Here is an 18,625-nt window from a genome sequence, read left to right on the forward strand (position 1 = left end):
TACCGTGATTATAGGTACTGTGAATGCGCGTGCCGTGAATATGAGTGCTGCGACTGTGGGTGCTACGGGTATGTGTATTGAGAAGGTCGATGTTATAAGGAGACCAATGTGATAAGCGTTTTCGACATGTTCAAAATCGGCATCGGTCCGTCCAGTTCCCATACCGTGGGTCCCATGAAAGCCGGTAAACAGTTCGTCGACGATCTGGTGGCGAAACAGCTGATGGGGGAAATCACCCGGATAGCCGTCGATGTCTATGGCTCGTTATCGCTGACGGGTAAAGGCCATCATACAGACAGCGCCATCATTCTCGGCCTGGCGGGTAACAGACCGGATACGGTGGATATCGATGCCACCCCGGCGTTCATCCGCGACGTGGAGCAACGGCAGCGCCTGCTGCTGGGCGGCATCCGGGAAGTGGATTTCCCTCGCGAGGGCGGCATGATTTTTCACAGCGACACGTTGCCGCTGCATGAAAACGCCCTGCGGATCCTTGCTTTTGCCGGCGAGGAATGTATGTACAGCCAGACCTATTACTCGGTAGGCGGGGGTTTTATCGTTGACGAAGCCCATTTCGGCCAGCCGGTGATTGATTTAATCAGCGTGCCTCATCCATTCAATAGCGCCCAGCAACTGCTGGATCAATGCAAAAGTACCGGTCTGTCCCTGTCCGGTTTGGTCATGCAAAATGAGCTGGCGCTGCACAGCGGCGAAGAAATCAATAGCTACTTTGCCGCGGTCTGGTTAACCATGCGCGCCTGCATCGATCGCGGCCTGAATACCGAAGGGGTACTGCCCGGTCCGTTGCGGGTACCGCGACGGGCGGCGGCATTGCGACGGATGCTGGTCTCATCGGATAAACATTCCAACGACCCGATGGTAGTGATTGACTGGGTGAATATGTTTGCCCTGGCGGTTAACGAGGAAAATGCCGCCGGCGGCCGGGTGGTTACTGCCCCCACCAACGGCGCCTGCGGCATCGTGCCGGCGGTCCTCGCCTATTACGATCATTTTATCGAGCCGGTGACGCCGGAAATGCATCAGCGTTATTTTATGGCCTGCGGCGCTATCGGTATTCTCTATAAACTGAACGCCTCGATTTCCGGCGCAGAGGTTGGCTGTCAGGGGGAAGTCGGCGTGGCCTGCTCCATGGCGGCAGCCGGCCTGACCGAATTGATGGGCGGCAGTCCGGAGCAGGTATGCGTGGCGGCGGAAATCGGCATGGAACATAACCTGGGACTGACCTGCGATCCCGTCGCCGGGCAGGTTCAGGTGCCCTGCATCGAACGCAACGCCATCGCTTCGGTGAAGGCCATCAACGCGTCGCGCATGGCCCTGAGACGTACCAGCGCCCCCCGCGTCTCATTGGATAAAGTTATTGAAACCATGTATGAGACCGGCAAGGATATGAACGCCAAGTACCGGGAAACCTCCCGCGGCGGCTTGGCAATCAAAGTCCAGTGCGACTGAAACGAGTCTATTCTTCTTCCGCGCCTGGTAAAGGCGCGATACGCTCAATCCTCACCAGTTCGATGCGGTATTCCAGCATCTGCACAATGGTAAACCGCCATGGTCCGATAATAATCACCTCCCCCACGGTGGGCAGCTGATCACGTTCGTGCAGCAACATACCCGCCAGTGACGCCATGGCATGGTGTTTGATCAAGTCGTCGCCGAGAGCCTGTTGCAGAGCGTGCAAATCGGTACCGCCTTTCACCAGCCAGCCGTGCTCCTCCACCACGATATCCGGTGTTTCGTCTTCGTCGGGGAACTCGCCGGCAATGGCTTCCAGCACATCCAGCGGCGTCACCAGCCCCTGGATAACGCCGAACTCATTGGTGACCACCACCAGGCTGCCTTTAGCCCGGCGCAGCACCCCCAGCAGATTAAGCACATCCAGGGTTTCCGGCACCACAATAGCCGGGTTTTGCGCGGCGTAGACGTTAATATCCTGGTGATTATCCAGCGCCACGAGGAGATCCTTGGCGCGTACAACCCCCAGAAGCTGATCCAGTTCGCCGTCGCATACCGGGAACATGCTATGGGGGGTGGACAGCAGCGTAGCCCTTAACTCTTCCACCGAACGTCGGCAATCCACCCAGGATATTTCATTACGGGGCGTCATCACGCTGCGCAGCGAACGGGAAGACAACGACAGAACGCCGGTTATCATATAGCGCTCCTCATCCACAAAGGGTTCCTTCGGGCTATGGGACATTACCCGCGGATCCTCAGTGCGGGTCCGGTTGCCTCCCATCAGCCTGAAAATCGCCTCGGCGGTGCGCTCCCGTATTGGCCGGCGCGACTGATTTTTCATGAAGTTATGCCGGGCAATCTGGTTAAACATCTCGATAATCACCGAGAAACCAATGGCGGCATAAAGATACCCTTTCGGAATATGAAAACCGAACCCTTCTGCAATCAGGCTTAGACCGATCATCAGCAGAAAGCTTAAGCACAGCACCACGACCGTGGGATGGGCGTTCACAAAACGGGTCAGGGCTTTGGACGCCAACAACATGATCCCCATGGCAATCACCACTGCGGTCATCATTACCGGCAGGTTGTTGACCATTCCCACCGCCGTAATCACCGCATCCAGGGAGAATACCGCGTCCAGAATAACAATCTGCGCCACTACCGCCCAGAAACCGGCATAACCCCGGTTGGTGCCATCATGCTCGTGATTTTCAAGCCGTTCGTGCAATTCCACCGTAGCCTTGAAGAGCAAAAAAAGCCCCCCCGCCAGCAAAATCAAATCCCGGCCGGAAAAGTCGAACATCGCCACCGAAATCAACGGACGGGTCATGGTCACCATCCACGAGATAAGCGACAGCAATGCCAAACGCATCAGCAGGGCCAGGCCCAGACCAATCACCCGTGCCTTATCGCGTTTTTTAGGCGGCAATCTTTCGGCCAGGATGGCGATAAATACCAGGTTATCGATGCCGAGCACAATCTCCAGCAGAATCAGCGTCAGCAAACCGACCCACAGGGTCGGATCCATTAAAATATCCATCCCACGTTCCGCAATGATTTCCAGGGGACAGGCGTGTCGGGGGACGTAAAGAGAACATCGGCGCGCCTGGCGAGAAATAAGGCATTCCTGCCCCGTGATGGGAGAAAAGAGGGTACCTGCGTGGGGGCATGATTCGGCAAGGCCGGTAAGTCAAGAATAAATCTTTTTCGGTGGCAGTCCATAGGGGGGCTGTGGCCCTTCGCTCCTAACAAATAAACACAATTTACTTTAACAGGGATGTTCGGGAAGACATAAAACTTTTTGTCTAAAAGGTGTCATCACCCATGGCTATACTACTTTGTGCGTTGATTCGTTTCCGCATGCACAAATAGCTGAGCGCCGTCACAATTTTTATTTTTTTACACACTAAAATAAATCGCGTTTAACCGCTATTGAATTGTTTATCTATCTGAATCGATTCAATCTACACGGCGGACATCAAACAGGGTGGCTTGGTACCCTGGCTAAGAAGTATAACCACCAACACATTAGCTCACCATCACGGCAGGTGGCTTTACTGCTTAACCCAATTTGTTAACAGAGGAGGTATCCAGTGAGTATTGCTATCGTCATTGGCACTCACGGGTCAGCGGCCGAACAACTACTTAAAACGGCTGAAATGATATTGGGCGCACAGAGCAACGTCGCCTGGATTGATTTTGTTCCCGGGGAAAACGCTGAGACATTGATCGAAAAATACACGGCAAAGCTAGCACAACTTGATACCAAGGAAGGGGTCCTGTTTCTGGTCGATACCTGGGGAGGCAGTCCGTTCAACGCCGCCAGCCGTATCGTCGTGGATAAAGAAAATTACGAAGTCATTACCGGTGTCAATATCCCCATGCTCGCCGAAACCTTTATGGCGCGTGATGATAACCCGGCCTTTACCGAGTTGGTAAAAATTGCCTTGGAAACCGGACGGGCCGGCGTGAAGGCATTAAAAGCGCCGGAGTTGAACGTTGAAGCGGCGGCGGCATCCCCTGCCCCGAGGCCAGCGGCGGCGGCGCCGGTTCATCCGTCCGCCGGCGGGCATATGACCATCGCCCTGGCGCGTATCGATGATCGGTTGATCCACGGTCAAGTCGCCACTCGCTGGACGAAAGAGACGAATGTCAAACGCATTATCGTTATCAGCGATGAAGTTGCCGCCGATACCGTGCGCAGAACCCTGTTGACCCAGGTTGCGCCTCCGGGGGTAACCGCCCATGTGGTTGATGTGGCCAAGGCTATTCGTGTTTACGAAAATCCGAACTATGCAAAGGATCGCGTGATGCTCCTGTTCACCAATCCCACCGATGTGCTGCGTGTGGTTGAAGGCGGGGTAAAGATCAAGTCGGTCAATATCGGCGGTATGGCATTTCATCAAGGGAAAACCCAGGTCAACGGCGCTATTTCCGTTAACGATCAGGACATTGTCGCGTTTCATAAGCTGAACGATTTGGGAATTGAACTGGAAGCCCGTAAGGTTTCATCGGATAACCCACTTAAAATAATGGATTTAATCACCAAACTCGGTAAATAATTTTTCGCCGTAAAAACTAACAATCAAGAGCGTATGTATTTCTAAGAAATAATTTACCGCTCTCTTACGTTTGTCTGAGGAGAAGTACAATGGAGATCACCACGCTTCAAATTGTGCTGATTTTTATCATAGCTTGTATAGCAGGTATGGAGTCGGTGCTGGATGAGTTTCAGTTTCACCGGCCGTTGGTGGCTTGTACCTTGATAGGTCTGGTACTGGGCGACATGAAAACCGGTATTATCATCGGCGGTACGTTGGAAATGATAGCGTTGGGCTGGATGAATATCGGTGCCGCCCTCGCACCGGATGCCGCCCTGGCGTCCATCATTTCCACCATCCTGGTGGTTGCCGGTAACCAAAGCGTCGGCGCAGGTATCGCCTTGGCAATACCGCTGGCCGCCGCCGGACAGGTGCTGACCATTATCGTTCGTACCCTTACCGTGGCATTCCAGCACGCCTCCGATAGCGCCGCCGAACGCGGCAATCTCACCGCGCTGAGCTGGCTGCACGTAGCGGCCCTGCTGTTGCAGGCCATGCGTGTTGCTATCCCGGCGGTTATCGTTGCCGTCTCCGTGGGTACCGATGCCGTACACGCCATGCTGAGCTCGATCCCGGCGGTTGTGACCAACGGTCTGAGTATCGCCGGCGGCATGATCGTGGTGGTTGGTTACGCAATGGTGGTGAATATGATGCGTGCCGGCTACCTGATGCCGTTCTTCTTCCTGGGTTTTGTTACCGCCGCCTTCACCAACTTTAACCTGGTTGCCCTGGGTGTTATCGGTGTGGTTATGGCCATCTTCTACATCCAGTTGAGCCCGAAATACAACCATCCCCAAGGTGGACACGCCGCGTCGGCACAGGGCGCTAACGATCTTGATAATGAACTTGATTAAAAGGTGAGAGAAATGGTTGATACAACTGGTCAAAAGAAACTGACTCCCGGGGATATACGCGGGGTATTTTACCGCTCGAACCTTTTCCAGGGATCGTGGAACTTTGAACGTATGCAGGCCTTGGGCTTTTGCTTCGCGATGGTTCCGGCAATACGGCGTCTTTATCCGGAAAATAATGACGAGAGAAAACAGGCAATCCGGCGTCATTTGGAATTTTTCAACACCCATCCTTATGTGGCGGCACCCGTGTTGGGCGTTACCCTGGCGATGGAAGAACAGCGTGCCAACGGCGCACCCATCGACGATGCGGCCATCAATGGTCTGAAAGTCGGTTTGATGGGGCCGCTGGCCGGGGTGGGCGACCCGATTTTCTGGGGTACCGTCCGTCCGGTGTTTGCCGCCCTGGGCGCCGGTATCGCCATGAGCGGCAGCCTGTTGGGGCCGGTGCTGTTCTTCGTGCTGTTCAACTTTGTCCGTCTGCTGGTGCGCTATTACGGTGTCGCCTATGGCTATCGTAAAGGCGTGGATATCGTTAACGACATGGGCGGCGGTTTCCTGCAAAAACTGACGGAAGGGGCGTCCATCCTGGGGCTGTTTGTCATGGGGGCCTTGGTAAATAAATGGACCCATGTCAATATACCGTTTGTGGTGTCGCGCATTACCAACCAAAATGGTCAAACCACGGTCACCACGATCCAAACCATTCTGGATCAGTTAATGCCCGGTCTGGTGCCGTTATTGCTGACCTTTGGCTGTATGTGGCTGTTGCGCCGCAAGGTGAACGCCTTGTGGATTATCGTCGGCTTCTTTGCCATCGGCATTTTCGGTTATTGGATAGGTCTGCTGGGACTGTAGTCCGCGTTATCAAAAACCGGGGTTTGCCCCCGGTTTTTTTATGTGAATTTTTGGAGGAAAGATGTCTGTCACCGATATCGGTTTAGTAGTGATAATCGCGCTGGCGCTGCTATTTGCCATTTACGATGAATTTATTGTCGACTACTTCCTCAAAGGGAAAACCCGGCTGAAGATCGGCTTGCATCGTCTGAATCGTATTGATGCCCTGATTTTTATCGGCCTGGTGTGTATCCTGATTTACCAGAATATCACCTCGGGAGGGACCGTTTTCACCACGACCTTACTATTAGTTCTGGTACTCATGGCCTGTTATTTGGCCTATATTCGCCGGCCAAAAATAATTTTCAAGGGGGACGGTTTTTTTTACGCCAATTTTTTTATCAAATATGACCGTATAAAAAACATGAATTTATCCGAAGACGGTTTTCTGGTGATTGATCTGGAAAAACGGCGTCTGCTGATTAAGGTAAAACAGCTGGACGATCTTGAAACGATTTACAATTTCTTCCTGGAGAACAATTAACAGTACATTAACATAAAGGTATGCAAAAAGGTTATTTACCGGGGTTAAAACATATTAATTTTGTATTGCGTATATTAAATGACCTTCGGTATACTGCAAAAGTAAATATCCTTTAATCCCTCTCTTTTTGTGAAAATAATTATCGATTACATCTTATAAACCCCCTCTTTTTTTGTAGTTGTTTTATCGTTAATTATTATGTTAAGGTTGGCCCGTCATTAGGGAGTAGCCAGTTTCCGTCTTTCGTACGGGAATGTCCGTATCAACATACTCGTTTGGTTATAAACGTGGTGCGGACGACCAGGATGGTTGGCGAGACTATAGACACGACGAGCCATCGTTAGGTTGGGAGATGGGGAAGCGTGGATATTGGCTCCCAGCCGAGGTTATGGTATGAACCTTTCTGCAACGTTGATTCTTGCATTCGGCATGTCTATGGACGCATTTGCCGCTTCTATCGGTAAAGGCGCCACGCTCCATAAGCCCCCCCTGCGCGAAGCGCTTAGAACAGGTCTTATTTTCGGCACCATTGAAGCCATTACGCCGTTAATCGGCTGGTCGTTGGGTTTGCTCGCCAGCCACTATATTATGGAGTGGGATCATTGGGTCGCCTTCGTCCTGCTGGCCTGCCTGGGCGTGCGCATGATGATAAGCGGTTTTGGTAAACAAGCGGATGCAAAACCCCGTATCGGCCATCACAGCCTCAAGGTATTGGTTTTCACCGCCATCGCCACCAGCCTGGATGCGCTGGCTATTGGCGTCGGGCTGGCGTTCCTGGAGGTCAATATTCTCCATACGGCGATGATTATCGGTCTGGCCACCATGCTGATGGCCACGCTGGGTATGTTGCTGGGGCGCTTTATCGGGCCGATCCTGGGGAAAAAAGCGGAAATTATCGGCGGCGTCATCCTGATAGGCATCGGCTGCAATATTCTTTATGCCCATATCGGCCCGACGTTATTGGCCAACTGGTAACCTGTTCTCTCCCTTTATTAGCCCGACATTAATGGCTAATTTGCAATCAGGTCTCTCTCTTTATTGGCCCGGCATTATCGGCCAACTTGCCATCAGTCCTCCCGCCGCCAGGCGCGGAGAATAAAATCAGTTTCGCAGTTAAAGGCCTTCAGGCCGGTCAACGCCGTCACAACATCCGGCGTGGCCCGCCAGGCAAACGGCGTCATTTGCAACAGCTGGCCCGCCGCTTCGCCTGACAATTCCAGATCAAAACGCAGCCGCTGTTCGGCGAGGGGTGAAAAACCGGGGAAGTGCTCGTCTTTTAGCGGATGGGGCATCGCCTGGGGATAGACCCGTCCCTTGAGCTGAAAAAGGTGCCTCGGCCCCGGCGCAACCGTTACCACGAGACCGCCCGGCTTCAATACCCGATACATCTCGGCGGGATTGCAGGGGGCATAAATGCGCAGAATGCCATCCAGTGAAGCGTCGATAAAAGGCAAGCGCTGACTGGACGCGACGCAAAACCGAACCCGAAGATAGCGCTTTGCCGCGGCGCGTACCGCGGTCTTGGCGATATCCAGCCCATAGACCCGTCCTTGCCCCGAACGGGCCGCCACGGCCATCGCCAGCGCCGAAGTGTAATAGCCCTCTCCGCAGCCGATATCCAGCCAGCGGACGTACCTATCCGGGAGCAGCCCGTTTATCATCGCTATAACGCCATCGCGCATCCCCCGGTAATGGCCGGCGTCAAGAAAGGCCCGGCGGGCTTGCATCATTTCCCGATCATCGCCGGGTTCCTTGCTGCGTTTGAATTGTACCGGCAGCAGGTTGACATACCCTTCCCGCGCGCAGTCAAAACGGTGGCGCGCCCCGCAGGCCCAATGCCCCTCGGCGGACAACAGCGGCAATTGACACAGGGGACATTGATAAATGGACATGAATATTTCCGTACGGGGTGACGACGTGGCAAGCATATTACCTTAAAACCAGCGGTCAGGATCGGCATTTTACCGACGCCCGCCGTGGCGCCGCGACACGGTTTTCGGCCGGCATGCCGCGGGTCACGGGCGCAACGTTGGAATTATCGATTACCGCCGCCTATGAAGGATGATTATTTGATTTCGAGGCAATCACGATGCGATTATTGTCTTCCGGCAGGGCATCCGGTTCGACGTTCATGGTACGCAATACCTCGGACATAATGGTACTGAATACCGGGGCGGAGACCGCGCCGCCATAATACTTTCCGCCCTGTGGATTATTAATGACCACCACCAGGGCGAAGCGCGGGCGGCTGGCCGGCGCAATACCGGCGGTATAGGCGATGTATTTATCAATGTACTGGCCGTCCGGCCCGATTTTTTTGGCGGTGCCGGTTTTAACCGCCACCCGGTAACCGCGCACCGCCGCTTTGATGCCGCCGCCGCCGGGTAACGCGACGCTTTCCATCATATGTTTGACTTCATGCACCAGTGCCTCATCCATGACGCGCTGGCCCATTACCGGCGGATCGATGCGGGTAATGGAGAGCGGCCGGTAGATCCCGTCGCTGGCGATAGTGGCATAGACCCGGGCAAGCTGTACCGGCGTCACCATCAAACCGTAGCCGAAGGAAAAGGTCGCCCGGTCCAGTTCACTCCAGCGCTGCCGGTGCGGCATCAGGCCGCTGCTTTCCCCGGTAAGCCCCAGATCGGTGGGTTGGCCGAGACCGAACGCCAGATAGGTCTTCAACAGCGCCGTTATGGGCATGGCCAGCGCCATACGGGATACGCCGACGTCGCTGGATTTTTGCAATATCCCGGTGAGGGTCAGCTGGGGATAGAACGCCACGTCGCGGATCAGATGGCCGCTCAGGGTGTAGGGATGAGTGTCGAGCAGGCTGTCCTGTTTAACGATGCCCTGCTTCAACGCGGTCATGACCACCATGGGTTTTACCGTCGAGCCGGGTTCAAAAATATCACTGATGGCCCGATTACGGAAATCGTCTTCCTGAGCGCCGGTTCGGTTGTTGGGATTAAAGGTCGGATAGTTGGCCAGGGCCAGGATTTCGCCGGTATTCACATCCACCAGCACCGAGGCGCCGGAGTCCGCTTTGTTGAATGCCACCGCGTTGCTTAAGGCTTCTTCCGTGATACGTTGCAAACGCAAATCGATGCTCAGCGCCACGTTATGCGCCGGCGAGCTGTCTGTGGAGGAGAGCGTCTCCACCACCCGGCCGAAACGATCCTTACGCACCACCCGTTGGCCCGCCACGCCGGTCAGCAGGCGATTAAAACTCTTCTCGACACCTTCGATACCCTGATCGTCGATATTGGTAAAACCCACCAGGTTGGCCGCCGTCTCTCCCGCCGGGTAAAACCGGCGTGACTCATCCTTGCAATAAATACCCGGCAGTTTTAATTGTTTGACGTAGTCCGCCACATTGGGTTCTATTTGACGACCCAGATAAATAAAACGCATATGGGGATCGTGATTAATGCGCTCCGCCAGTTCATTGAACGGCATATTTACGGTCTGCGCCAGAGCCTGCCAGCGGGACGAGTTCTCCACGCCGCCTTTCTGCGCCACCTCATAAGGATCGGCCCACACGGCGTCCACCGGTACGCTGACCGCCAGCGGCTGGCCGTTGCGATCGGTTATCATGCCGCGGGGAATCGGTGTTTGTTCTACCCGCAAGGACCGCATGTTCTCCTGGGCCACCAGATTATCCGGTTTAATTACCTGCAGCCACGCAATGCGCATCAACAGCACCGCCAGGATGACCGAAATACCGACGCACATTAAACCGAAGCGCCACTGGATAAAGTTTTGCTTGCCCTGCCCCGAATTATTTTTCACATTGTTCTCGCGTCGCCATCCCATTGACTGAAAGCATTAAACCCTAACTTTCGGAGCTGTATCGTCAAAACAATGCTACAAGACATACTATTTTGCAACAAAGCGCGAATTTTACCTGAACGCCGCCTCGAATGCATTTTTGTCACTAGCCGGAATCATGAAAAAAGATAAAATAGTCTAATCCTTACTTTACCCTTTAAGTTTTATTTTAACATTATGACAGTTTACTCCCGCCTGATACAAAATGTTGCGGGCGTACGTCACGGCTTTGGTGACGCCGCCACCCTATTGCCAGTCCCATTGCAGCCCTGGCAGGATACCGCCCCGGTTAAAAAACAGGTGCACGGTATCGATATTCGCCGCATCTATCGGCCGGCGGAAATCTGCACGGAAGCGGACGGCCTGATCACTTCAACCCCCGGCATACTGCTGCATGTGCTCACCGCCGACTGCCTGCCTATTCTTTTTTGCCGCCGCGACGGTAAAAGTATCGGCGTGGTGCATGCCGGCTGGCGGGGATTACTGGCGGGAATTATCGAAGCCTTTGCCGGGCAGCTGACGTATCCCGACAACCCGGCTAACTGGTTGGCGGCCATCGGGCCGGCGGCGGGGCCTTGTTGTTATGAAGTCAGTGAAAGCCTTGTGGAGGATTTCCTGCGGGAATTACCCATACCGGCACAGATCGTCCGGCCCCGGCCGCGACATCTGGATTTGCCGGCCATAGCGCGTTACAAATTACAGGCCCTTGGGTTTCAGGGAGTGGACGTGCTGCGTCAGTGCACCATCTGCACCCGCGCCGCCAACGGCTTTCGCTACACCAGCTACCGGCGATTCTGTCAGCAACGGGCGGTGGATCCCGCTTATCCCTCAATCAGCGGACGCAATCAGCATTCAGGGCTGGTGATTACCGGTTAAAGAGGTTCACTGATGCTGGAAACAGAAGAATTCGGAAAAGGCAGTAGCTGACGTAGGGGATTGAGGGATTCAGCAGTGACAGTAACAGGCGTTGACCGCAAAAACCTTAGGCAACGAGATTTCAGGCGCGCGACAGGGAAAGATTTCACTATAGAAGCACCCTGCCAGTTCGGGACTGGCAGGGGGGATTACATGTCATCCATCAATCAAATGATTGACTGTTACCGAAGTAACGCGGATTACAGGGCAGTTACGTTAACTGCTGAAGGGCCTTTCTGGCCATCCTGAATTTCGAATTCTACATTCTGGCCTTCGGCCAGAGTTTTGAAGCCGTTACCCTGAATAGCGGAGAAGTGTACAAACACATCTTTGCTGCCATCGGCCGGAGTGATGAAACCAAAACCTTTAGACTCGTTGAACCACTTCACTTGACCTTTGATCTTTGCCATCTTGCATATTTCCTTTGGAGTGTTTAAATCGCCCTGAGGCGAGACAGAGACAAACTGGAGTCGTTACTGCTTGAGGCACTAAGATTAGGATCGGCAGAGAAGCGGTATGCAACGATATCGTCTTTACGCAAAACTTCTTTACTGAAAATGCCATTCATATACAGAACTGTACCTCGTTTTACCCAAATGCGTTATCACATACTCTGTAATCAATGGCAAGCCATTTTTGATCAGGGCCGGATATGTCGCACATAATTAAATCGTTCAGTTGCATCCGGTTGCCCACCCCGCATCAAAGAGTTGAAAAAACGACCCATTTAGTGCCGAGTGAATTGACCATCATGATATCTGTACCATTTATCGTTAACCTTAGCGCAAACCTTTGTCAACGTCCAATGCATTATTCAAGAATAACTATTCATTTCCCAATTAAAGAAAACAAGGGGGTCAGCTCACATTTTTTCAGTTTTCTTATACCGGAATCGCCTATGGTTGTAATAGAAATTATCAAGGGCACCTAACATAACCAACGTCTTATTATTCGCCAGTCTCACCTGGCCGGTCTCGTGGCCGCCACCCCCCGTACGGGCCAGCGAGCCTGCGCCCTGCGCCGCGTCATAATGATTATGCCCGGGCTAATAGATTATGCGCTATTTGTGATCACCAATATTGTGCAACGATGAGTTTGCCCGCAGCCGTAAGCGCGATTAATATCACTATTGCATTATCTTAGGCAATTTTATCGCTTATGCCTACTTGTCATTATACTGCAATATTTTTTTCTAATGATAATGCTAATAAAATATCCCATGGATCATCTGGCTGACTTAATACTGTCACGCTTCTCTTTGGCATTAACTCGATATATAAAATCTCACAAAGTATTTCAATCGTTCAAAAAGCGTCAATCCGCCCAGCCGGCCCTCCCCATGGCTGAAGCAGTGGCCTTGTGGGAAATCATAAGCGATAAAATCATATATCTATTCTGGCCCCGATTTTCAACGGTATAAACCGAGGGTCTTCAACACCGGCGGTTAATAAGGCCTGGGCCAGTTCCTGCGGCGGTTCATCGAGAGATTCGTCGGCCAACTCGAATACGCCCCAATGTATGGGGATTACCCGCGGGCAATGCAACTCCTGATACACTTTTACCGCACTGGCGGGACTCATATGGCTTTCCGCCATGAACCATTCTGGTGCATAGGCGCCGATGGGTAAAGCGGCAATATCAAAAGGTCCTAAACGTTGCCCGATTTCGGCCAGGCCAGGGGTGTATCCACTGTCCCCTGAAAAATAAAAACGCCAGCGGGCGCTCTCCACCACCCAACCGCACCATAAGCTGCGGTTTCGGTCTTTCAGGGTACGCATGCTCCAGTGGCGCGCAGGCACGCAGTGGAGACGGATACCGTGAAAATCGAGACTCTCCCACCAATCACATTGGGAAATGGTCCTGACGCCCCGTTTTTCGAGCCATTCTCCCATGCCAAGCGGCGCCATCACCTGCAGGTTCGGAAAACGCCGCAACAGCCGGCACAGAGTGCCTTTATCCAAGTGGTCATAATGATTGTGAGAATAAATCACCGCGTCAATGGGCGGCAACTTATTGATGCTCACCGCCAGCGGCGTTTTGCGCTTGGGACCGAAAAAAGGTAGCGGGGACGCGCGCTGGCCCAGGGCGGGATCGAGCAGTAAATATCGACCGGAGACGCGGATGACCAGACAGGCATGACCCAGCCACCAGATGGCATCTTCACTGCCGCTGAAATCGGCCGGTTGCCACCAATCGCGGATAAATTGTGCGTAGCCGCCCTGCGGAGGCCGGGGAAGACCCTGTTCCTTGCGTTCCCGCTGCCATTTTTTAAGGGCATCGGGAGTTCTTATCCCAGGCTCGAGATTGCGGAAGCCTAACGGCGTATGGTGGGGTTTGGACGCATCGTACCAGGGATTGTTTTTTGCCATTGTCTATCCGATTCTCCTGTTTACTCGCTTTATACCCGTCATACTTCAGGCTGCGGGAACGCTGGCTTTCCCGCAACTCGAATTATTTAAGGTTTATACCTTGATATTGCAAGATTCGGCCACTGAATGATATAGAATGTTGATCAAATGTTAACAGCATAACCTTGACCCGGTAAATTTTTTCATCCGCAAATGCGCACAGATTCGCCCGCAGGGATGACCGGGTCAGGGATGGGATACCGCAATAGGCAACAAGGAAGGCGGATCTAATGCGGTTTAACGTTCTGCGATAAAGTCTTTGAACATGACAGGGTCGCTGGCCGAGGATGCCTTGGCGTCAGTTTGCGGGGAATTTCCCTGACCCAGACGGATTAATATTTCAGTTTGTTTCTTCTGCTGCTCGAGGAGTTCATTAAGCAACGTAATTTGTTCATTGGCCCTGACGCTGGCGCGGTTGAGGAAAAACCAGACAATAAGACCGATAACAAAAATCAGAAAAAACAGCCCCATGGAGGCGAGATTAGCGGTATTCAATCCAAAATCGTTCATAACATAACCTAATTACTGACAAAACCAAACGCTATCTTAACACCCTCTGCTCAGCAATGTATCCTGAAACCCATATTTGCCCTATCGCTCATCTCGCCAAGATTCCCCATGACTACCACGGCATCCATTTCGTGACAAAGCATACGCCGTTGAAAAAATCACCACCCTGATCACAAAAGCTGTTCAGTGCCGACAGCCATAACATCAGGCACAGCAGTAAAATGCCCAGTATCGATAGTGTTGTGTTTTTTTTCAAAACCCGTGTCCCGAACTTCCCCGATGGGTACATTTTATCTGTGGGAACTTAAACGAAGACTAACCATGGTGCATTTTATTATCAGCATAATGATTTTGAGCAAGATGATGTGGGTAGAAGGACTATAGAGCGGCATCTATGTACAACCGCATCTATTGGAAAAATCAATGAGTTGGTGTTTGCTCGAACTTGAGATCGATAAGCGCAATGGCCTTTTCGATCGCCCGGCGGGTAATCGGATCCCGGGCGGCGGGATGGCTGGTGAAATCGATGCTTTTCAGCTGTTGCGACATTTTGTCGCGAACATGGGTGGGCGCTATCACATCAATCACATCGAGGATCTGCTTGATAACCAGCTGACAGGCCACTAAATCGGAGATCAATTCCTGATCGTGGGTAAAGGATTCCGTCATGATAATTTCTCCGGGCTTCCCTTAAAAAGGATATTCGCGGTAGCCGATTTGACGGGAAATATTGCGGGCCGCCTCATGCAACATGGCGACATAGTCATTTTTGCTTTCTTCCGCGAAACGGATGGTGGGAAAAGAAATACTCAGGCCGGCAATTACCACGCCGAAACGGTCAAAAATCGGCACCGCGACGCAACGCAAGCCGTCTTCCTGTTCTTCGTTATCTTCACCAAAGCCTTGTTCCCGCACTTTAACCAATTCCGGCATCAATGCCGCGGCATCAGCGACGGTACGACGCGTGCTGCGGTGAAAAACCACCCCCGAGAGTATGCGCTGCGCTTCGTCCGCCTCACGCCAGGCCAGCAGTACTTTACCGATTGCCGTGCTGTAGAGGGGATTACGGCGGCCGACACGGGAATACATGCGCAAATTGTACATGGAATCAATTTTATGGATATAAACGATGCTGTCTTCATCCAGCGAACCGAGATGAATGGTTTCACGGGTTAGATTGGACAGTACCCGCATTTGAACGTCGGAGATACGAATCAGATCGATGTTTTGCAGTGCCTTGGCGCCTAGTTCAAATAGTTTCAGGGTGAGGGAGTATTTCTCCGATTCACCTTCCTGGGATACATAACCGAGAGACTTCATGGTCTGGAGAAAGCGATAGACCGTGCTTTTGGACATCAGCACCCGCTGGGCAAGCTCGGTAATACCGATTTCCCGCTCTTCGCCCAGCGCCTGAAGAATACCAAAAACCTTCAAAACCGATGATACGGAATCGGGTTGTCTGTCTAAATCTGCAATCGCCATTTTTATAAAAATCCTGATAAGCGTTTTGTTTTAAAAAAACTAGAACATAATTTCCATTATAAAGGTAAGGCCCTAAATTTCGCAATGGCTGTACTCACATAAAGCCGGCTGTTATATCCAGTCAGTAATTATTACATTTCTTCGGCGGGGAGCCGATCGGTTCTGGCAGGATTTAATGCTAGGATAAAGGTTTTGACGGTATGTTAAACATTCATGATTGATAAAATTGCTGATGGCGTTCCTACTCCTCAGCGCTATGGAGCAATTCTCACCGTAGCACTCAGTATCACCGTCGCTGTGCTGGACAGCGCCATCGCCAATGTAGCCCTACCCACTATCGCACGTGAACTCCATGCCAGCCCGGCCGCCTCTATCTGGGTGGTTAACGCCTATCAGCTCGCCATCATAATGACCCTGCTCTCCTTCGCTACCCTGGGGGATATTTATGGTTTCCGGCGGGTATATCAATGCGGCCTGGTGGTCTTCAGCCTGATGTCGCTGACATGCGCATTATCCCATAGCCTGTGGATGTTGATTGGCGCCCGCGTGTTGCAAGGTTTTGGCGCCGCGGCCATTATGAGCATCAATACCGCGCTGATTCGCATTATTTATCCCACGCGATTGTTGGGCAAAGGGATGGCTATCAATACCCTGATTGTGGCGGTATCCACCGCGGCGGGTCCCACCGTGGCCGCCGGCGTGTTATCCGTCGCCTCCTGGCAGTGGCTGTTTGCCATCAACGTCCCCATCGGCCTGCTGGCCTTATATCTCGGTCATCGTTTCCTGCCGGCAAATCCGGTGAAAAACAGCGGTCAGCGGTTTAACTTTGCCAGCGCCGGCATGAACGCGCTGACCTTTGGCCTGTTATTATCGGCTTTAGGCGGTTTTGCCCAGCGCCTGAACGGCTATATGATTTTGACCGAGCTTGCCGCCGCCATCGTGGTGGGCACATTTTTTGTCCGGCATCAGCTTCGCCAAGCCTGGCCGCTGCTGCCGGTGGATTTGTTGCGTATTCCGCTGTTCTCCCTCTCCCTTTGCACCTCAATCTGTTCCTTCTGCGCACAAATGCTGGCCATGGTTTCCCTGCCGTTTTATCTGCAAAGCATCCTGGGCCGAGATGAAGTGGCAACCGGTTTATTGCTGACTCCCTGGCCCCTGGCGACAATGCTGTTCGCCATGCTGGCGGGCAGACTGATAGGCCATGTCCACGCCGGTTTGCTGGGGGCGGTGGGACTGGGGGTATTCGCCCTCGGGCTGTTCTCCCTGGCCTGGCTGCCGGACTCGCCGGCCAACATCGATATCATCTGGCGGATGATGCTGTGCGGCGGCGGGTTTGGTTTATTCCAGTCCCCCAACAATCATACCATTATCACCTCCGCGCCCCGCAACCGCAGCGGCGGCGCCAGCGGGATGCTGGGAAGCGCGCGCCTGGTGGGACAGACGTCCGGCGCCGCCCTGGTGGCGTTGATGTTTAATTTATTAGGCACCGGCGGCACCCACGCTTCGTTGCTGCTGGCCGGCGGCTTCGCCACCGCGGCGGCGATGGTAAGCGCGCTGCGCATAAGCCAGCCCAACCCACAGAGGCAAAGCACCGCCGACAGGTAGCGGATTATTTCAAATAGGCTCCGGACCTCAACGCCTCGATACGTTTATCCAACGGCGGGTGCGACATAAACAGCTCGCTGAAGGATTTTGATTTGCCGTTGATGCAAAACGCCAGCATGCCGCCCTCTTCCTGGGGCTCGTAGCTGGTTTTCAGGCGTTGCAGCGCGGCAATCATCTTATCGCGCCCTACCAGCCGGGCCGAACCGGCATCGGCATGGAATTCGCGATGCCGTGAGAACCACAGCGTTATCAGGCTTGCCAGCACACCGAACACCAATTCCAGCACCATGGACACCGCAAAATAAATCATCGGATTTCCCCCGTTGCTTTCCCCTTCGTCACGGTTGGATGACAAAAAGCCGGCGGCCAGCTGCGCCAGGATGCGCGAGACAAAAATCACGAAGGTGTTTACCACACCCTGAATCAGGGTCATGGTCACCATATCGCCGTTGGAGACATGGCTGATTTCATGGGCGATGACCGCTTCAGCTTCGTCGCGGCTCATATTTTGCAGCAGGCCGGTGCTCACCGCCACCAGCGAGGCGTCGCGCCGGGCGCCGGTGGCAAAGGCGTTGATATCCGGCGCCGGGTAAATCGCCACCTGGGGCATGACAATGCCCGCCTGCTGCGATTGGCGTTGCACGGTGGCCAGCAGCCAGCGCTCGGCGTCGTTACGCGGGCGCTCAATGACTTCACCCCCCACCGAGCGCAGCGCCATTGATTTCGACAGCCACAGTGAAACAAAGGCGCCGCCAAAACCAAACAGGCCGGCCATAATCATCAATCCGGCGGCGCTGGAAGGCTGTATCCCCGTCAGGCTTAGCACCAGACCGAAAACCAGCATAACCGCCAGGTTGGTAAGCAGAAAGAGAGCGATGCGCATCATATGGAATGTGGTCCCCTGATAAAATTCACGCGAATTGCGTTAAGAGGATCGTATGGGCTTTGAGGGGGTTTTCAAGCCTTACTTAACAATAAGTGCTTAAAAAGACATAACTTTACATTTTGTAAAATCGAGTAGGAGGCGGGATTGCTCCCGCCGTCCTCTCACACCACCGTACA

19 protein-coding genes are annotated in these 18,625 nt (G+C 53.2%); 8 read left to right on the forward strand and 11 right to left on the reverse strand.

What is annotated here, in order from left to right; genetic code table 11:
* Positions 1 to 108 precede the first annotated feature (108 nt).
* Positions 109 to 1,470 (forward strand): L-serine ammonia-lyase, encoded by a 1,362-nt coding sequence (locus HB631_RS23795; protein ID WP_213993659.1) that lies wholly within the window; start codon positions 109 to 111, stop codon positions 1,468 to 1,470.
* Positions 1,471 to 1,477: 7 nt separating this feature from the next.
* On the opposite strand, the gene HB631_RS23800 is transcribed toward HB631_RS23795, so the two are convergent.
* The gene (locus tag HB631_RS23800; RefSeq protein ID WP_213993660.1) at positions 1,478 to 3,019 is read right to left on the reverse strand and encodes a TerC family protein; all 1,542 of its coding nucleotides are present in this window, start codon (positions 3,017 to 3,019) and stop codon (positions 1,478 to 1,480) included.
* Positions 3,020 to 3,572: 553 nt separating this feature from the next.
* Between HB631_RS23800 and manX the strand changes: the two genes are divergently transcribed.
* From manX to mntP, 5 genes are all read left to right on the forward strand, one after another.
* Positions 3,573 to 4,541: a PTS mannose transporter subunit IIAB gene (manX, locus tag HB631_RS23805; protein ID WP_213993661.1), complete on the forward strand. Its 969-nt coding sequence runs from the start codon at positions 3,573 to 3,575 to the stop codon at positions 4,539 to 4,541.
* A gap of 89 nt (positions 4,542 to 4,630) precedes the next feature.
* Positions 4,631 to 5,434 (forward strand): PTS mannose/fructose/sorbose transporter subunit IIC, encoded by an 804-nt coding sequence (locus HB631_RS23810; protein ID WP_213993662.1) that lies wholly within the window; start codon positions 4,631 to 4,633, stop codon positions 5,432 to 5,434.
* Between the two features lie 12 nt (positions 5,435 to 5,446).
* Positions 5,447 to 6,289 carry a PTS mannose transporter subunit IID gene (locus HB631_RS23815; protein WP_213993663.1) on the forward strand — a complete coding sequence of 281 codons (843 nt, stop codon included), beginning with the start codon at positions 5,447 to 5,449 and terminating at the stop codon, positions 6,287 to 6,289.
* Between the two features lie 61 nt (positions 6,290 to 6,350).
* Entirely contained in the window at positions 6,351 to 6,812 is a 462-nt protein-coding gene (locus HB631_RS23820) for a DUF986 family protein (RefSeq protein WP_213993664.1), read from the forward strand.
* 393 nt (positions 6,813 to 7,205) lie between these two features.
* A complete protein-coding gene (gene mntP, locus HB631_RS23825; RefSeq protein ID WP_213993665.1) occupies positions 7,206 to 7,787 on the forward strand; it encodes a manganese efflux pump MntP in 582 nt (193 codons plus the stop codon).
* A gap of 92 nt (positions 7,788 to 7,879) precedes the next feature.
* Here mntP and rlmA read toward each other — a convergent pair whose 3' ends face one another.
* Together rlmA and ftsI are read right to left on the reverse strand one after the other, a co-directional pair.
* On the reverse strand, positions 7,880 to 8,704 hold the full coding sequence (gene rlmA / locus HB631_RS23830; RefSeq protein WP_213993666.1) for a 23S rRNA (guanine(745)-N(1))-methyltransferase: 825 nt from the start codon (positions 8,702 to 8,704) through the stop codon (positions 7,880 to 7,882).
* A 160-nt stretch (positions 8,705 to 8,864) separates the two neighbouring features.
* The gene (ftsI, locus tag HB631_RS23835; RefSeq protein ID WP_345945732.1) at positions 8,865 to 10,604 is read right to left on the reverse strand and encodes a peptidoglycan glycosyltransferase FtsI; all 1,740 of its coding nucleotides are present in this window, start codon (positions 10,602 to 10,604) and stop codon (positions 8,865 to 8,867) included.
* A 216-nt stretch (positions 10,605 to 10,820) separates the two neighbouring features.
* On the opposite strand from ftsI, the gene pgeF reads away from it, so the two are divergent.
* A complete protein-coding gene (gene pgeF, locus HB631_RS23840; protein WP_213993668.1) occupies positions 10,821 to 11,519 on the forward strand; it encodes a peptidoglycan editing factor PgeF in 699 nt (232 codons plus the stop codon).
* A 239-nt stretch (positions 11,520 to 11,758) separates the two neighbouring features.
* Here pgeF and cspE read toward each other — a convergent pair whose 3' ends face one another.
* From cspE to kdgR, 7 genes are all read right to left on the reverse strand, one after another.
* Positions 11,759 to 11,968 carry a transcription antiterminator/RNA stability regulator CspE gene (gene cspE, locus HB631_RS23845; RefSeq protein WP_005968829.1) on the reverse strand — a complete coding sequence of 70 codons (210 nt, stop codon included), beginning with the start codon at positions 11,966 to 11,968 and terminating at the stop codon, positions 11,759 to 11,761.
* A gap of 23 nt (positions 11,969 to 11,991) precedes the next feature.
* The gene (locus HB631_RS23850) at positions 11,992 to 12,126 is read right to left on the reverse strand and encodes a DUF2627 domain-containing protein (protein WP_132921323.1); all 135 of its coding nucleotides are present in this window, start codon (positions 12,124 to 12,126) and stop codon (positions 11,992 to 11,994) included.
* A gap of 814 nt (positions 12,127 to 12,940) precedes the next feature.
* Complete coding sequence (locus tag HB631_RS23855; RefSeq protein WP_213993669.1) at positions 12,941 to 13,927, reverse strand: MBL fold metallo-hydrolase; 987 nt, start codon at positions 13,925 to 13,927, stop codon at positions 12,941 to 12,943.
* A gap of 276 nt (positions 13,928 to 14,203) precedes the next feature.
* Positions 14,204 to 14,476, reverse strand: a complete 273-nt coding sequence (locus tag HB631_RS23860) for a YebO family protein (RefSeq protein ID WP_213993670.1) — start codon at positions 14,474 to 14,476, stop codon at positions 14,204 to 14,206.
* A gap of 112 nt (positions 14,477 to 14,588) precedes the next feature.
* Positions 14,589 to 14,765 (reverse strand): PhoP/PhoQ regulator MgrB, encoded by a 177-nt coding sequence (locus tag HB631_RS27335; RefSeq protein WP_213993671.1) that lies wholly within the window; start codon positions 14,763 to 14,765, stop codon positions 14,589 to 14,591.
* A 131-nt stretch (positions 14,766 to 14,896) separates the two neighbouring features.
* Complete coding sequence (locus HB631_RS23870) at positions 14,897 to 15,145, reverse strand: DUF2766 family protein (RefSeq protein WP_213993672.1); 249 nt, start codon at positions 15,143 to 15,145, stop codon at positions 14,897 to 14,899.
* A 21-nt stretch (positions 15,146 to 15,166) separates the two neighbouring features.
* A complete protein-coding gene (gene kdgR, locus HB631_RS23875; protein ID WP_213993673.1) occupies positions 15,167 to 15,958 on the reverse strand; it encodes a DNA-binding transcriptional regulator KdgR in 792 nt (263 codons plus the stop codon).
* 213 nt (positions 15,959 to 16,171) lie between these two features.
* On the opposite strand from kdgR, the gene HB631_RS23880 reads away from it, so the two are divergent.
* Positions 16,172 to 17,563 (forward strand): MFS transporter, encoded by a 1,392-nt coding sequence (locus tag HB631_RS23880; protein WP_213993674.1) that lies wholly within the window; start codon positions 16,172 to 16,174, stop codon positions 17,561 to 17,563.
* A 4-nt stretch (positions 17,564 to 17,567) separates the two neighbouring features.
* On the opposite strand, the gene htpX is transcribed toward HB631_RS23880, so the two are convergent.
* Entirely contained in the window at positions 17,568 to 18,449 is an 882-nt protein-coding gene (gene htpX, locus HB631_RS23885) for a protease HtpX (RefSeq protein ID WP_213993675.1), read from the reverse strand.
* Positions 18,450 to 18,625: the final 176 nt, after the last annotated feature.

The sequence above is a fragment of the Sodalis sp. dw_96 genome (assembly GCF_018449575.1).
In the GTDB taxonomy this organism is placed as follows: domain Bacteria; phylum Pseudomonadota; class Gammaproteobacteria; order Enterobacterales; family Enterobacteriaceae; genus Acerihabitans.

Coding starts and splice junctions, on each gene's coding strand:
- HB631_RS23800 (WP_213993660.1), bottom strand. CDS start 3,019: ATGGATATTTTAATGGATCCGACCCTGTGGGTCGGTTTGCTGACGCTG.
- HB631_RS23810 (WP_213993662.1), top strand. CDS start 4,631: ATGGAGATCACCACGCTTCAAATTGTGCTGATTTTTATCATAGCTTGT.
- HB631_RS23815 (WP_213993663.1), top strand. CDS start 5,447: ATGGTTGATACAACTGGTCAAAAGAAACTGACTCCCGGGGATATACGC.
- HB631_RS23820 (WP_213993664.1), top strand. CDS start 6,351: ATGTCTGTCACCGATATCGGTTTAGTAGTGATAATCGCGCTGGCGCTG.
- mntP (WP_213993665.1), top strand. CDS start 7,206: ATGAACCTTTCTGCAACGTTGATTCTTGCATTCGGCATGTCTATGGAC.
- rlmA (WP_213993666.1), bottom strand. CDS start 8,704: ATGTCCATTTATCAATGTCCCCTGTGTCAATTGCCGCTGTTGTCCGCC.
- pgeF (WP_213993668.1), top strand. CDS start 10,821: ATGACAGTTTACTCCCGCCTGATACAAAATGTTGCGGGCGTACGTCAC.
- cspE (WP_005968829.1), bottom strand. CDS start 11,968: ATGGCAAAGATCAAAGGTCAAGTGAAGTGGTTCAACGAGTCTAAAGGT.
- HB631_RS23850 (WP_132921323.1), bottom strand. CDS start 12,126: ATGAATGGCATTTTCAGTAAAGAAGTTTTGCGTAAAGACGATATCGTT.
- HB631_RS23855 (WP_213993669.1), bottom strand. CDS start 13,927: ATGGCAAAAAACAATCCCTGGTACGATGCGTCCAAACCCCACCATACG.
- HB631_RS23860 (WP_213993670.1), bottom strand. CDS start 14,476: ATGAACGATTTTGGATTGAATACCGCTAATCTCGCCTCCATGGGGCTG.
- HB631_RS27335 (WP_213993671.1), bottom strand. CDS start 14,765: ATGTACCCATCGGGGAAGTTCGGGACACGGGTTTTGAAAAAAAACACA.
- HB631_RS23870 (WP_213993672.1), bottom strand. CDS start 15,145: ATGACGGAATCCTTTACCCACGATCAGGAATTGATCTCCGATTTAGTG.
- kdgR (WP_213993673.1), bottom strand. CDS start 15,958: ATGGCGATTGCAGATTTAGACAGACAACCCGATTCCGTATCATCGGTT.
- HB631_RS23880 (WP_213993674.1), top strand. CDS start 16,172: ATGATTGATAAAATTGCTGATGGCGTTCCTACTCCTCAGCGCTATGGA.
- htpX (WP_213993675.1), bottom strand. CDS start 18,449: ATGATGCGCATCGCTCTCTTTCTGCTTACCAACCTGGCGGTTATGCTG.